We start from the raw sequence: 14,248 nt of genomic DNA, 5'->3' as shown, positions 1-14,248 counted from the left end.
GCACAGACAACGACATGATGCATGCATCATGTCGTTGCTCCGTTCCGGCCACTTATGAGAAATCTCCCCTTGGTAAGTCGTATGAGCGCCCTATGGACGCTATCCCCTTGCGTCAGGAAAGGTAAGCGCGTATGAGCCCCTATAGGCGATATCCCCTTGCGTCAGGAAAGGTAGCATAACCGTAACCGAGCCTTATCAGCGTTATTCCATTCATTTAGGGTAGGGGCTTATGGGCTTTTTTTCAATTCAGTCTTCGTGGATGGCTAAGTTCCGGTCCCTGACGCGTTGGGATATTGGTTGTAAGGACGCCCCTATTGCTACATCTCCATTCGACAAAGGCCCGTGCTTATGAAAAGTGGTATTTTTGTCTAAATCAAATAAACACATGATACATCAACGTTCATTGGCTATTATCCTTAATTTTTGTATTAGACAAATTTTCAATAAAAAAAGCAATTTTCAGCTATTATAAAGGAGGGAATCCTTTATTTTTTATAATATCTTGGACAATTTTACATAAAAAAAAGCGATAGTTCTACCTCGCTTATTTTGGATATGGAATGTATCACCGTAAGGGTACAACATTTTTGCTGTTTAGTTTATTTAGTGTTTTTTGCAATTTATCATTTTCCATTTGTAATTCGTAAATGTCCTTTTGTCTTCTTTTTAATTGTTCGCTAAGACGTTTGTTTTGGGCCTCCAAGCCTTCTACATGTTGTTTCAACTCAAAATTATCCACGATTTGTTGCCTTAAACAATCTATATAGTCACTAACCTAAAGACGTTTCTCTCTCCTTAATAACACATACCAATTGGAACCCTCCCTAAGTAAAATTTATATGTCTTACGACCTTCGATATGTTTTCCGATTCAGGATTGTATATCTATCAAATTTACACTTTATAAAATATTTATACTTATCACAAATATAGCTCTTTTAGAAATGGATATCCAATACTTTCCTGTAAAACAGTGATATATATTAAGAAGAATCGTTAATTAAGTTGTAGTCTAAAATTAAGAATGATAAGTTTGTATAGAGTTGGAAATATAGGATATCCTTTGTAAGCCAAAATTCCTTTTTTGTGTAGCTTTTGAATAAAGTTTGATAAAAAATTCTATATAACGCAGGACTTTTTTAGAAAAACGAAGAATTATGTAAGTTTTAAAAAAATTTTCTTAAATAGTTAGTTAAGTGTAAACTGAAGGTATAGAATTATTGAAATGATATATGAAAGTTTGTGAAAAAATGCACTTAAACTAACGGGGCAGAATAGTTTAATAAGGGGACAATATAATGGAAAGTGTGTTCTTTTTAGTTATTATTTAATAATGTATACAAGATTGTTTTACTCAAACTTCATTTCTTAGCCAATAGCATTTATATAACATTTTGCTAGCATTTCTAATAAAAGAAGGCCAAAACAGAATTTCACTCTGTTTTAGCCAAAAAATACTAAATTGTCCTTATTATAAATTAATGACTATGAACTTTTTCAGCTTCCATACCATCGGCTCTTGTTTTATGCACCGTACCATGTGCATGCTCGGCTGGTGCATAAATGGAATAAAGTTTAAGTGGTTTATCTCCTTTGTTAGTTACATTATGCCATTTACCGGCTGGTACAAAAATTGCATCATCATCATTTACATTTTTTCAAAATCCAGATTGTCTTTACTGTCTCCCATCTGAACAAGTCCTTCACCGTCCTCAATTCGAAGGAATTGATCGATGTCATGATGAACTTCCAAGCCGATGTCTTCACCAACTTCAATACTCATTAAAGTCACTTGCAGTTGACTACCAGTCCATAAAGCAGTCGTTGGTTTTTGTGGTAAAGAACCTAAAGGAATTCATAAAACATTAAATGAAGACTTTATTGTTGATGGGGCGCCAACGTTTTATGAAGCGCGAAATCAAGCCAATTAGAACAGAAGAAGGTATGCTTGTAATTGCAGATAATACTTTTGAACAGCTAAATGTGGATGAATATGATTCACTTTTGATAACAGGTGCTGCTGATGCTCAAGGCATGGTAGAAGATGAATCGACTCAAGAATTTGTAAGTAAATTTTATGATACTGGCACATTAATTGGTGCTATTTCGATTGCTCCAATATTACTCTTAAAACTTGGATATTTAAAAGAAAAACCTTTTATGATAGGAGTAGAAAAATCCAATCTATATGAGGAAGGTTTTACAGATGATGATATGAAATACATGATTGGTTGGGAAGAGTCTTGCGATGAAGTTGTACCTGAAAAATATTTAAAGACAGATAATATCATTACATCTGTAGCATTTGGTTTTCGACAATGGGCTATGGCAATAGGAAAAGAATTAAATATTGAACTTTATCCAAAAAGCTTTGATTTATAGGGGAAAATATCATGAATCTATAAGATATAAAACTATATTTAGAATTTTTATTCCGATATATTATGTTTATTATACCCAGCAATAAATACAAGGTAATGCTCAAAGAAATTACAAAATAAATATTATAGATGTATTAGAATATAATAAATTCCCATACACCTATTCTTATATAAATTAAAATTAAATATAGACTGTATGCTGGCGAAGTTTTGGTCATTAAAGACCAAAGAGCTTGGCCATTTTTTTATGTGAAAATATCCGGTTTTTTATGCTATACTGGTGTCGTTAATGGACTTAAATTTATATTTTCGAAAGTAGGGAAGAAAAATGATTGAATTAAGAAAGATTACCCACGATAATTTTGAGGCAGTGTTGAAGTTAAGCATAACAGACGAGCAGAAAGGAAATGTGGATTCCAGCATATATTGTTTGGCTAAAGCCTATGTAAAGATACTCAACGACGAAAAACCTCCTATGATCTTCGCTATATGCAACAATGATGAAGTCATAGGATATGTCGATATTGGATTTTACGAACTGGCGGAAGGTTCACTTTTATGTGAAAAATATGGAGATAAATCTACTTATGGACTTAATCGCTTTATGATTGATAAAAAGCATCAAGGCAAAGGATTTGGCAAACAAGCAATGATGAAAGTTATTGATTACATAAAGTCGTTTCCACAAGGAAAAGCCGATGCAGTTGCTACATCATATTGGCTGGTAAACGAAGCCGTCCGGAAGTTGTTTGCGTCTGTCGGTTTCGTTGAAACAGGAGCGATATGGGACGGACAAACAGGGGGTAATTGGAATGCAGAAAGAAAAGATATAGAGTATGCAGAAGTAGGTGCCAGACTTGGATTATAAAGCTAATAAGTTAGGTGATTAGTATTATTTGGATTGGTGATTGGTGTCGCAAGTTTTATATTCAAAAGAAATTAATTGTAAAAATTTGTACTTAAACAATCGAAGGCGATAGTTAAACAAGGCGATCAAAGTAGAACGCCTTTTTCTATTTGGAGTTTATGATTGCCAACAGATATTTCATATACTCTCGGGGAATCCCCCTGAAACATAAAGGAGCCTTTACTGTAATGTTCACCGATATTATTGTTTCTTTAAGGTCCTCGAACTACGTTCTGCGGAGTGCTATCCTCGCACCGAGGCTATGCCCACCAACAAAACTAACGCTCTTATATTTGAATTGGTAATACCACTAATATTTATTTACTGAATTATGCAAATAAAAAGGATAATCAGCCCTTATAATGGAATCCTTTTACTTATTGTAATTTGTGGGTTTAGAAGGTGTTTATGATTAAACTTAATTTTACAGAACACTACTCGTTGTGGTGTATTAGTAGACAGTTATTTCACTTATCATAATACACAACTAAAATAGACACCAGTGTCACTTCTCATAACCTGCACGAGACAAGAACAATTACTGGAACAGTACAAGAAACAAGATCAAAGAACAAGAAGAATGAGCATTCGTACCCGACGCTCCCTATCGCAGCAACGATGTGCAGAATGGCAGGTAGCCTTGACCTCCAGATTTCAGACCCCGCGTCGCAGGACTGATGTAACGGATTACGCTTGTTCCTGATTCTTTTTCCACTTCCTGATTTTTGCCCGGAATGTTTTGAAGGGAGCGACGGAATTGATGTGGATCCATCGGGCCATCGGCCAGTTCGGCTTGTCCCCGGTCCATACTCGGACAGATTGGACAAACAGCTCTTCCTCGCTTAAGGTGTCGATCCAGTCCAGCCACTGGCGTTCTGTATCTCGGAACAACCGCCGGAGCTCGGTCAAGGAAAGATCGGCGTAAGCAGCGTAGAACGACTGGTACAGGCCGCCGAGCTGGTTCCATTTATAATCCGGCGCCGGCATGATAACAGGTTTTCCCGCCAGTTCGTCTTTATCCCAGCCCATAACAAGATTCAACCATCCGAGTTGGTAGGCGATGATTTCGGCGGGAGTTCTATCGACTTCAGGAATTCTTTTGTCCTTTTGACTGTCGTCAATCTCCTCGAGCTCACCGTCCAGCAGCAGATAAGCGGCATGGATGGTTTCTTTTAGCTGTTGTTTGGATGCGTATTCGTAGCTCGCCATGGCGATTCTCCTTTTCAGGTTTTTCTATTATTTTACTAGATTAAACCTGACACCTCTATGTCATATTCCGATCGGTCCCGCAGCCAAAATTGATAATTGCATGCGAAAGACGGCGGCTGTAGATCCGATAAAAAAAGCCCTCAAACGCAGGCAAGCAGCGACAGTCCGCAGCGATCCGCTACTAGAGCATTACAGCGCATGCCGCTTGGCAGGCCGCAGCACCGCGGAGCCGATGCCCATCAGGACGAAGCCGAACAGGAGCAGCACGAGTACGTGAAGCGAGATGGCAGACCAGGAACCGCCGGAAGCGAGCATGTCCATAGCGTCGAGCACCCAGCGCTGCGGTACGAAGTAGGAGAGCTTCTGCATCTCCGAGTTCATCATCTCAATCGGCCAGTAGCATCCACCCAGCATGCAGGTCGGGACGATAAGGCCGAAGCTGACCCGGTTGAACAGCGCCGGGCTGCCGACGATCGAGCCGAGCATGCAAGCCATGCCCATGCTGGTGATAAGGAACAGCTCCAGCAGACTCCATTGGGCAAGCAGAGACATGCCCATATCGATTCCGACAAGCCGTGTAAGGAGCAATACGGCCGCAATCTGCAGCGTTCCGAAGAAGAATCCGCCCAGGAACTGGCCGAGTGATATCTGCCACCCATGGACAGGAGCGGTCGCTGTACGCTGCATCGTGTAGTTCAGCTTATCCTCTAGCATAACGGAGACAAGATTCATGGAGGATAGCAGCATGAACATCAGGAACAACCCCATGCTGATGCGCAGGGAAGGGGATACGTAGAGCTCATAATCGGTTACGTTCGCATGCACTCTGTACAGGCGCTGCTCCTTCAGCGCATTCTGGATGGCCCCGTTGAGCATCTCCGGCTCCGGATGGCGGCTGCGGATCGAATTCACGAGCAGCAGCGTGTTCTCTGTCTGTTCGTTGAGCAGCAGCTGAAGAACTACGCTGGTCTCGCTCAGATTCAATTGCAGCAGCTTGGGGGCAGGAAGCTCACCGTTCATCAGGTCGTCCCCATATTGCGGGGGAATGACGAATCCGGAGCTGCTTTTCAGCTCAAGAATATGCTCCCGCAACTCGGCTTCATCCACCGCTTCAATTAGCTCGAAATCCCGCCCAACCGCCTGGAGCAGATGAGCCGACAGTTCGGAACGGTCATGGTCCACGTACATAATCGCCTGACGGCTTTGCTCCACAATATGAAGCTGCAGCAAAAAGGCGGAGACGAGTACGGCCGGCAGGATGAAAGACAAGAAAATCGTTCGCTTGTTGGCAAACATTCGCTTCAGGAACCATTGCGCAATCAGTAGACTAGACATAGTTGACCACCTTTCTTACGAAGCAGGCCGCGAGCACCGATAGTCCTGCCATTATGGCGGCCAGCATCCATAGATAAGGTACGGCCTCATTCCAATCAGGCGCGGTCATCAGCCGCAGCAGGCTCTGCATCGTCCAATGCGATACCGTATAAGGGCCGAAGGTGGCTTGGATGCTGTTGATCGGCACGAATCCGCCGCTCAATGCCGTCATCGTAATGACGAGAAATGGAAATAAGCTTTTGATTGATTTTTCCGACCGCGCAAACGCCGCGGTAATCGTGCCGATGCTCATGGAAGCCAGCACCGTGAGCAGGCAGATGCATGCGATAAGCCATGGCTGCGGCCCCCAGCTCACGCCATACAGCCAATGTGTGAACCAGATGATGCAAAGGCCCTGCCCGAAGCCGAGCAGCGACTGTCCCATCATTTTTCCGCCCATATATGCAAATGGGCGAATCGGAGCCGTCAGAATCCGGTGGAATGTATGATTGCGCCGATCGGAGATGACCGACAGAGATAAGCTCATACCGGTATAGAGCATGAACATCGTAAGCATCGAGACCGCATAGTACTGCATGGCCGTCGGCGTGCTCGCATCCGAGACCGGCTCGATTTCCACGGGAGAAGCGAATGCGCCCGCTTCTGCGCTGGCCCGGGCGGCGCCCGAATCGACACGGTCCGGGGCTGTCTTGCCGTCGTCAGGAATGGCTGCGGCTCCCGCCAGCGTCAGGCTGATCGCTTGCTCCGTATTGACGCGTTCCAGGAAGGAGCCTAGCACTGATTTGGCTGCCATGTTCGTGCTGTATGATTTGCCCATAATCATCTCCCAGGAAGCTTCATGCCCGGCCATAACCTGCTCGGAAAAGGAAGCGGGGATGACGAGGCCGAAATCGATCTTGCTGTCAAACACTTGCTGGAGAACCTTGTCCCTGTCGGACAGAAATACGGGCTCTAGCCACTGCCGCACCTTATCCTCCTGCAGGAAGCGCTCCAACGGCTGCGAGAGCGCGCCCTGATCGAGCTGAACGATGCCGACCTTCGCGGGGACGAGATGTTCATCTCCCCGTTGGAATTGCCCTGCTCCGGACAGCGACGAGCCAAGCAGAAATATCGTCAATAGCGGAAAGATCAGGTTAGCGAGAATATGCGTGCCCCAACGGCGATGTTGTCTGAGCTCGGTTAATGTTATGCCCCACATAATGTCCATCCCCCCTAATCCCGTAATTGCCGGCCGGTCAGCGACATGAACAGCCGTTCCAGATTCGGCTGCTCCCGCTCGAGGGATTGTACCGCCAGCCCGTGCTTCGAGAGAATGAACAGAATATCCTGCAGAGAAGCGTCCGCCGACGGCAGCAGCAGTTCGAGCGTATTCTGTTCCCAGACGGCCTGCTTGATGCGCGGGTGCCGCTTGCATTCCTCCACGGCCGACGCCGGGTTGCTGTCTGCCATCGTCTTGACGTGGATGCGGAGCTTGTCGTCCTGACCGATCTCTTCCTTGAGCTGCTGCTGCGTTCCGCAGGCGATAAGCCGCCCTTCATTCATAATGCCGACGCGGGTGCAGATGGCCTCGACTTCCTCCATGTAGTGACTTGTATAAATAATCGTTGAACCCGATTCATTCAATTGCCGGACGGATTCTAAAATATGATTGCGCGAATGCGGATCGATGCCGACGGTCGGCTCATCCATAATGATGAGCATCGGACGATGGGCGATGGCGCAGGCAATATTCAGGCGGCGCTTCATCCCGCCGGAGAACGATTCCGGCCGATCGCCCTGCCGGTCGGACAGGCCGACCTGCTCGAGGGCCTCGTCGACGCCGGCTTGGAGCTGCTTGCCCCGCAGTCCGTACAGCTTCGCGAAAAAGGTTACGTTGTCCCGCGCCGTCATCTGCTCATAGATAGCCAGATCCTGCGGAACGAGTCCGATTCGGCGCTTCACTTCCATGGTCTGGCTGGTGACGGAGTAGCCGTTCACCTTTATCTCTCCCGCATCGATCGGAAGCAGGCCGCTCAGCATATGAATCGTTGTGCTCTTCCCGGCGCCATTGGGACCGAGCAGCCCGAAGATTTCTCCTTGCTCAATCGTCGCCTGAAGATGGTCGACGACAAGGCGTTCATTGAATTTTTTGACGACATTGCGAATTTCGACGATATTCATCGTTCACGCTCCTCAGTCTTCGTTGTATCCTCATCATATCGAATCGTAAGGCCGCCCACAGGTAGAAATGGTCACCTTGTCGGCATGACTTTCGTCACCTTGATAACATTCATGGACAGATGGAACGCAGAGCGAGGCCCAAAGGGAAGCGCAGCAATGGTTTGCGGGCGGAAGAGCCTCCTTTTCCAGGCCGCCGCGTGCTATAATGGGCACGGACAATGGCAAGGATGGACGGATGTTGCCCCAATGAGTACCTCTATAAAGCAGGTGATCCAATGCTTCAAGAGAAAATAAGAACGGGACTTCGCTACGGTCTGCTGGTGTTTCCGATCCTGGGCACGGTCTTTATGGAAGATATAGCGTCCTATGGGGTCTATGCTTCCTATGCGCTTGGTCTATTGGCCCTGGTTGAACTGCGACGCTTCCGGCTGCATGAGACGGTCCACTTGGCATTATTTGTGGCAGAGCTGCTCTATATGGTCTGGTTCGCCCATCGCTATGGCGGCTGCCTGTTCCTGCTCTTCGGCTCGGCGTTGGCCTCTCACCCACCGGATTGGACGCGGGGAGGGCATGCCGCAGGCGCCTCATTGGCCCTGGCCGCGCTGAATGTCTCGATGCTTGGCCGGGACTGGGAAGGGGCGCTCACCGCCAATCTGGCGCTGGCGGCACTGGCGCTGCTCTGCCTGAACGAATACGTTTCCCGGCAGGACAGAAGGAGGCTGGAGCGTCTTAACGACACCTTGCGCCAGCAGACGTACGAATTGGAGACCGCGCGCCGGAATATGGTCCGTTATGCGCGGACGGTGGAGGCGGCCGCCCAGGCGGATGAGCGCAACCGGATCGCACATGAGCTGCATGATGAACTCGGGCATAAGCTGATCCGGTTGAAGCTGATGCTGGATGCCGCGGAGCAGATTCGCTCGCAGGATGCCGAACGGGCGCTCGAGCTGCAGGGAACGGTGCGGGAGCAGCTTGCCGAGAGCATGGAGCTGCTGCGGATCACGGTGCGGCGGATGAAGCCGGACGAGAGCGATATTCGCGCCTATTCGCTGGAGCGGCTCGTGCAGAGCGTGAACGAGGAAGGCCGCGTCCGCGCGGTCTATCGGGTGGCTGGCCTGCCCTGCCCGCTCTATCCGAGCATCGAGCTCGCGTTGTTCCACAATGCGCGGGAGGCGATTACGAATGCGCTGCGGCATGGCGGCGCGACCGAGGTTGAGTTGACGGTTCAATATGAACCGGACCGCGTCACGCTGGAAGTGATGAATAATGGCGCCCTGCCAGCGCAGCCCGTTAACGCCGGCATGGGGCTGCAAGGGATGGAGCAGCGGACGGGAGCGGTCGGAGGGAGCATCGAGTGGGAGACGGAGCCTCGCTTCGTCATTCGCACGCGCATTCCAATCGCTTCCCGAATATAATCGCCGCAATTTTGCGGGCCTGCCCGCATGGACATGCAGCGGATTCCGCTGCGTGAATAGGGGAGCGGTGCGCAAGCAAGCGGGTGAACGCCTGAAGGACGGAACGGACATGGAAGAGAGAGGGAACAGGCCTATGAAAATACGAGTTCTTATTGTCGATGATGATGCGTTTATCCGCGAAAGTCTGAAAATTATCGTCGGCATGCATGAAGACATGGAGATTGTTGGGACATGCGCCAACGGCTGCGAAGCCGAAGAAATGGCGGCGGAACAAGGAGCCGATGTCGTCTTGATGGACGTGCGGATGCCCGTCTGCGACGGAGTGGAAGGAACGAAGCGGCTGAAGGGGCGGCTTCCCGGGGTGAAGGTGCTCATTCTCACCACGTTCGACGATGACGAATATATCGTGCAGGCGATACGGAATGGCGCCAGCGGCTACCTGCTGAAGAACAATGCCCCGGATCGGATTGTCGAGGGGATCCGTACCGTATTCGCCGGCTCGGTGCTGATGGATTCCGATGTTGCCCGCAAGCTGGCTTCGCTTGTCCACGTGCCGCCTCGGGAGCAGGCGCAGGCCACCGGACGCGCGCAATACGGACTCACCGCGGCGGAGCAGCAGATTATGGAGCGCATCGCCGAAGGCATGTCGAACAAGGAGATCGCCGCGGCGCTTTTTTTGAGCGAAGGAACGGTAAAAAATTACATATCCGATATATTATCGAAGCTGGGGCTTAGGGACAGGACGCAGCTGGCTATCCACTATTGGAAGAACCGCTGATTCCGCGGCCGAAGCGGAGGGCTCCTGCCATGATGGGTTAATTGAATGTGAGCGCCCGGCCGGCTACTCAATGTCTTCCCGCCATAATGTAATTGCGCAAGTCCGTGAAGATTCCGGCCCGGTGCAGCGCGGCAATGATGACGACGGCGACGGGCCCGGCGATCAGGCCGAGCACGCCGAGCAGCTTGAGGCCGGCGAAGGTGGCCATGAGCATGATGAGCGGATCGAGCCCGAGGCTGGAGGCGAGCACTTTCGGCTCCATCACCTGGCGGGCGACAAGGACAATCGCATAGAGGACGGCAAGTCCGATACCGAACGAGGTGTTGCCGATCGCGAAGCTGTATATCATCCAAGGCACCATGACCGCTCCCACACCCAGGTAGGGGAGCAAATCGACAAGGCCGACCAACAGTCCGATTGTGATCGCGTAGTCGACCCGGAGCAGGATGAGGCCGATCGTGACGAAGACCATCGTCATCGAGATGAGCAGGAATTGTGCCCGGCAGTAACCGAACAGGGCCCCCTTCAGATCATGCCAAATGGTGCCGGCCGGCGTCCGGAGGGGCTCCTGCACCCACGCGAGCACCATGCGCCGCCATCGCAGCCAATCTTTGCTGATGAAGAAGGCGGCGAGCAGGACGACGATCGCAATGGTCGCGACGTTGGGCAGGCTGGTAAGCAGCCGGATGATGCCATCCAGGAAGAGCGTGATCAGGTTCGTAATCGTGGTTGTGACGGTCTGCGCGGTATCGGCCAGATTGCGGTTGATCGACTCCTGGACATTCGGATTGTCCTTGTAGATCGAACTGATCAAATGAATGAGCTGCTGTACCTCCCCGCTGTCGAAAAAACGGATGAACAGATCCCTCCATTGGTTGAGAGTATAATCCATCGTTAACGATACTGTGTATATTTCTTTGACGATGCGCGTAATGACGGCGGCCGCAATCGTCATCATTCCGAGCAGGAACAGCAGCAGCGACACCGTGACGCTGAGCCAGCGGGGAAAGCGCAGCGATTCGCTCATCCAATCCACGATCGGGTTCAGCAGGAGCGCGATCAGCCACGCGATCAGGAACGGGTACATCACAGGCAAGAGAAAGTAGCAAGCGACGCAGACAAGGATGGATCCTCCCAAGACAAGGCTTCCTCTCCACAGCCGTTTCAACAGTATGTGATTCATTTTCCCGCCTCCTTTCCGGCTTGGGTGACCGGGATTCCTGCTTCCGGATCCGAACGTAGGACAAACCTCTATATGTAATGCTATGCTTAAAATCACAAGACTTTCATTTTTATTTTCACAAAAAGCATTTATAGACGTGATAAAGCATTTCTATCCACATTCTGTAATGAAACCGTTCACAGTTCCGACAAAATCCTTTATGATTTAAAGTAGAAAGAACCTGCCTATTTTCAAATAGTCAGGGAACATCAGGATTGGCAGAGAAAAGGGAAGCTGTGATTGATATAGGTAAGTAATGCAAAGGAGAGAGGACAGATGACAGCGACGAAAGGTTTGGAAGGTATTGTTGCAGCGGAATCGTCGATCAGCTCGATTATCGACGGAACGCTGACCTACCGCGGTTACAATATCGACGATTTGGCTGACTACGCAACCTTTGAAGAGGTTGTGTACTTGCTCTGGCATGGCAAGCTGCCGAACCGTGACGAATTATCTGCATTACAGAAGCAATTCGACGAGAATTCGGCAATTTCTCCTGCCGTCATCGATCAAATGAGATTGTACCCGTCGAACGCCAATACGATGGCTGTTCTCCGCTCCGCGATTTCCGCCCTGGCTCTGTACGACGATCTGGCCGACGACATGAGCCGGGAGGCGAATGTCGCCAAGGCGGTGAAGCTGCAGGCGAAGCTGCCTGCCGTGGTTGCCGCTTATGCGCGTCTGCGTGCGGGCAAGGAGCCGGTGGCTCCGCAAGCCGGCCGTTCCATCGCATACAATTTCCTGTATATGCTGACCGGGGAAGAGCCGGAGGCAAGCGCAGTGAAGGCGATGGACAAAGCGCTCGTTCTTCACGCAGATCATGAGTTGAACGCTTCCACGTTCGCCGCGCGCGTCACGGTGGCGACGCTCTCCGACGTGTATTCCGGCGTCGTGTCGGCTATCGGAGCGTTGAAGGGACCGCTTCATGGCGGAGCCAATGAAGCCGTCATGAAGATGCTTGAAGAGATCGGTTCGCTTGATCGCGTGGAGGATTACATTCAAGACAAGCTCGATCGCAAAGAAAAGATCATGGGCTTCGGACATCGCGTATACAAGAATGGAGATCCGCGCGCGAAGCATCTTCAGGCGATGTCTCGCGAGCTTGGCAGCAAGAGCGGCAATCTCGAGCTGTATAACATGTCGGTCCGCATTGAAGAGATTGTGACCGGTCAGAAGGGGCTGAAGCCGAACGTCGACTTCTATTCGGCCTCGGTGTACACGCTGCTTGGCATTCCGCGCGATCTGTTTACTCCGATCTTCGCGATAAGCCGGGTATCCGGATGGACGGCTCATATTTTGGAGCAATACGAGAACAACCGGATTATCCGTCCGCGCGCTGAATATACCGGACCGGCCGTCCAGCGCTACGTTCCAATTGCGGAGCGATAATCGCCGGATACGGGACAGAGCAGCGAATAATCGAACTGGCTTGTGCTACCAGACGGCGGGTTGCTACAATGGAGTTGTGGCTCCCGCCGATCGTATGGCAGACGAAGGCCGCATCGCGTGATGGTGCGGCAATTTACTTAAGGAGGAACGTCCATGGTTCAATTGGAGAAGTTCGAATTACCTACTGAAGGCGAGAAAATTACAATTCAAGACGGCAAGCTGCAAGTGCCTAACCATCCGATTATCCCGTTCATCGAAGGAGACGGAACGGGCCGCGATATTTGGCGCGCATCGAAGCGGGTGCTCGATGCCGCAGTCGAGAAGGCGTACAATGGCGAGCGCAAGCTGGCTTGGTATGAGGTGTTCGCGGGCGAGAAGGCCTACAACACATACGGCGAATGGCTGCCGAACGATACGCTGACAGCGATTCGCGAATATATCGTCGCGATCAAGGGACCGTTGACGACGCCAATCGGCGGCGGCATCCGTTCTCTGAACGTCGCGCTTCGTCAAGAGCTGGATCTGTACACATGCTTGCGTCCAGTCCGCTATTTCAACGGTGTTCCTTCCCCGGTCAAGCGTCCGGAATTGGTTGACATGGTCATTTTCCGTGAAAATACCGAAGATATCTATGCCGGCATCGAGTATGCTTCCGGATCGGAAGAAGTGAAGAAAATGATTGCCTTCCTGCAGCAGGAGATGGGCGTGAAGAAGATCCGCTTCCCTGAGACTTCCGGCATCGGCATCAAGCCGGTATCTTCCGAAGGCTCCAAGCGCCTCGTGCGCGCGGCGATCGAATACGCGATCACTCATAAGCGCAAGAGCGTAACGCTGGTTCACAAAGGCAACATTATGAAGTTCACGGAAGGCGCGTTCAAGAACTGGGGCTACGAAGTGGCCGAGCAGGAATTCGCCGAGCAGACATTCACTTGGGGCCAGTACGATCGCATCAAGGAAGCGGAAGGCGTAGATGCGGCCAACAAGGCCCAAGCAGAAGCGGAAGCGGCTGGCAAGATCATCATCAAGGATGCCATCGCCGACATCGCGCTGCAGCAAGTGCTGACGCGTCCGAAGGACTTCGACGTCATCGCTACGCTGAACCTGAACGGCGACTACTTGTCCGACGCCCTGGCTGCGCAAGTTGGCGGCATCGGCATCGCGCCTGGCGCGAACATCAACTATGTAACCGGACATGCCATTTTCGAAGCGACGCACGGAACCGCGCCGAAGTATGCGGATCTCGATGTCGTCAATCCGGGCTCCGTTATTCTGTCCGGCGTCATGCTGCTGGAGCATCTTGGCTGGCAGGAAGCTGCCGACCTGATCTACAAAGGCATGGAGACGGCGATCAACCACAAGACCGTAACCTATGACTTTGCCCGTCTGATGGACGATGCAACGGAAGTGAAATGCTCGCAATTCGCAGATCATATCATTAACCATATGAAATAGG

The 14,248-nt window shown here is 50.2% G+C and carries 11 protein-coding genes and 1 pseudogene; 6 read left to right on the top strand and 6 right to left on the bottom strand.

Annotation, left to right across the window (positions count from 1 at the left end):
- Positions 1-1,477: 1,477 nt before the first annotated feature.
- A pseudogene (locus FLT43_RS08700) lies at positions 1,478-1,821 on the bottom strand (cupin domain-containing protein); the annotation flags it as partial.
- 47 nt (positions 1,822-1,868) lie between these two features.
- Here FLT43_RS08700 and FLT43_RS08695 point away from each other — a divergent pair.
- On the top strand, positions 1,869-2,381 hold the full coding sequence (locus FLT43_RS08695) for a DJ-1/PfpI family protein (protein ID WP_087445253.1): 513 nt from the start codon (positions 1,869-1,871) through the stop codon (positions 2,379-2,381).
- Between the two features lie 327 nt (positions 2,382-2,708).
- Entirely contained in the window at positions 2,709-3,248 is a 540-nt protein-coding gene (locus tag FLT43_RS08690) for a GNAT family N-acetyltransferase (RefSeq protein ID WP_087445254.1), read from the top strand.
- Between the two features lie 726 nt (positions 3,249-3,974).
- Here the strand turns inward: FLT43_RS08690 and FLT43_RS08685 are convergent.
- The 4 genes from FLT43_RS08685 to FLT43_RS08670 form a co-directional block, all read right to left on the bottom strand.
- Complete coding sequence (locus FLT43_RS08685; RefSeq protein WP_087445255.1) at positions 3,975-4,496, bottom strand: ClbS/DfsB family four-helix bundle protein; 522 nt, start codon at positions 4,494-4,496, stop codon at positions 3,975-3,977.
- Between the two features lie 189 nt (positions 4,497-4,685).
- A complete protein-coding gene (locus tag FLT43_RS08680; RefSeq protein WP_087445256.1) occupies positions 4,686-5,831 on the bottom strand; it encodes an ABC transporter permease in 1,146 nt (381 codons plus the stop codon).
- Positions 5,824-7,029 carry an ABC transporter permease gene (locus FLT43_RS08675; protein WP_164776492.1) on the bottom strand — a complete coding sequence of 402 codons (1,206 nt, stop codon included), beginning with the start codon at positions 7,027-7,029 and terminating at the stop codon, positions 5,824-5,826. Before FLT43_RS08675 ends, FLT43_RS08680 begins: the two co-directional genes overlap by 8 nt.
- 14 nt (positions 7,030-7,043) lie before the next feature.
- Positions 7,044-7,991, bottom strand: coding sequence for an ABC transporter ATP-binding protein (locus tag FLT43_RS08670; RefSeq protein ID WP_087445258.1), 948 nt, complete (start codon positions 7,989-7,991; stop codon positions 7,044-7,046).
- Positions 7,992-8,266: 275 nt separating this feature from the next.
- Here FLT43_RS08670 and FLT43_RS08665 point away from each other — a divergent pair, with 275 nt between their 5' ends.
- Positions 8,267-9,406 carry a sensor histidine kinase gene (locus FLT43_RS08665; RefSeq protein WP_164776490.1) on the top strand — a complete coding sequence of 380 codons (1,140 nt, stop codon included), beginning with the start codon at positions 8,267-8,269 and terminating at the stop codon, positions 9,404-9,406.
- 133 nt (positions 9,407-9,539) lie between these two features.
- Positions 9,540-10,184: a response regulator transcription factor gene (locus FLT43_RS08660; protein WP_087445457.1), complete on the top strand. Its 645-nt coding sequence runs from the start codon at positions 9,540-9,542 to the stop codon at positions 10,182-10,184.
- Positions 10,185-10,251: 67 nt separating this feature from the next.
- Here the strand turns inward: FLT43_RS08660 and ytvI are convergent, their stop codons facing one another.
- Positions 10,252-11,367 (bottom strand): sporulation integral membrane protein YtvI, encoded by a 1,116-nt coding sequence (gene ytvI, locus FLT43_RS08655; protein WP_087445260.1) that lies wholly within the window; start codon positions 11,365-11,367, stop codon positions 10,252-10,254.
- Positions 11,368-11,682: 315 nt separating this feature from the next.
- Between ytvI and citZ the strand changes: the two genes are divergently transcribed.
- Both citZ and icd read left to right on the top strand, forming a co-directional pair.
- Positions 11,683-12,795, top strand: a complete 1,113-nt coding sequence (citZ, locus tag FLT43_RS08650; RefSeq protein WP_087445261.1) for a citrate synthase — start codon at positions 11,683-11,685, stop codon at positions 12,793-12,795.
- Positions 12,796-12,948: 153 nt separating this feature from the next.
- Complete coding sequence (gene icd, locus FLT43_RS08645) at positions 12,949-14,247, top strand: NADP-dependent isocitrate dehydrogenase (protein WP_087445262.1); 1,299 nt, start codon at positions 12,949-12,951, stop codon at positions 14,245-14,247.
- Position 14,248 lies beyond the last annotated feature (1 nt).

Source organism: Paenibacillus thiaminolyticus (assembly GCF_007066085.1).
GTDB lineage: Bacteria > Bacillota > Bacilli > Paenibacillales > Paenibacillaceae > Paenibacillus_B > Paenibacillus_B thiaminolyticus.
Note: the sequence above shows the minus strand (reverse complement) of the source record. Positions and strands in the feature narration are given on the sequence as shown.